This is a genomic window from Oleiphilus sp. HI0067 (genome assembly GCF_001635735.1).
On sequence record NZ_LWFI01001629.1, the window covers coordinates 1 to 1,076 of the forward strand.

At 43.7% G+C, this 1,076-nt stretch carries 2 pseudogenes; both read right to left on the bottom strand.

The annotated features are described in order from the left end of the window. Positions 1-468 (bottom strand): annotated as a pseudogene (locus A3739_RS26300) (hypothetical protein); the annotation flags it as partial. A 78-nt stretch (positions 469-546) separates the two neighbouring features. Beyond that, positions 547-1,076 (bottom strand): annotated as a pseudogene (locus tag A3739_RS30470) (alpha/beta hydrolase); the annotation flags it as partial.

Below are 1,076 nucleotides of genomic sequence, written 5' to 3' on the forward strand. Positions count from 1 at the left end.
CCGTTGCTGTGCGGTGGAGGCTTTCTGATAGGCCTCTACATAAAGACTCTCGTTGATATCGCTAGCATTTATGCTCATTAAATATTGTACGAGTTGATCATCTAATTGCTGAGTAAGTAAATTCAATTCAACTAAATTGGCCACCGTATTGATTAAATTCTTCGGCAGAAGCTTAAGTAATTTGGGGAAGATACGCTCTAAGTCTCGATCTCGGGCAGAGAAATCGTGTGCGCCGTATAACTCCTCTAACAGAAAGTCGATGCCGCTGCGAAAGTTAAAATTGTCGTATAAATCTGCGTGAGTCGCTTTCAATCGCTCAGTTTGCCATTCTGCAAGACGGCACTTCATTGCACTACCTTGATGCGACAAGCTATTTAATTGGTAATCGTGGTAAGTAAGCATCAACGATTTTAGATGCAGAGCTTCAGGGCTTTTGGCTGGTGTTTCCGCTATACGCTCTCGGTACATGTTGACTCGCACAAATGTAAGATTTCGAGAGTGTAAACACCCTCGCAAATGTTGCAAGGGGTTTGATCTGGGTAGGGACTAGCTATTAGCGATGCGGAGCTGCTTTTTGGTTTGCTTGATCTGTTCGGCTCGCTCAGCAGATGGCGTGGTCTCGAATGATGGAATCCATTTGCGATCATCTAGCGTGACAAAATGGCTTAACGCTTCTGTTTCGATCACTCTGATAGATGTTGGGCTTTTTAGAGCGCTCTTTAACATCAGATTTCTATTGAGAATTCTATCTACTTTAGGAATTAAGAATGTTCCATGACGCAGATGTGCATAGGCTGAATAGTCGGCTTTATCCATCCATGCGAATAAGTTTTCAATGTTACGAACAATAGTGAGATGGTCTTTTGTTGCCGTAAATAGCTTGTGTAATAACTTTTTCTTTCGTGGGTTTAGTTTGCCGAAGAACATCTGCCCGTAAGACGAAGAGGGCGTGCTATTGATTAATCGAATTACCCAAGGCCACATTCCATGACTTACAGGCTCAAGCAGCGCAGATACGAGTGGGTGAGTCTTCCCGCCAGGTAGTGCTGGTGCTTCAAGGATAACTTCAACGTGCT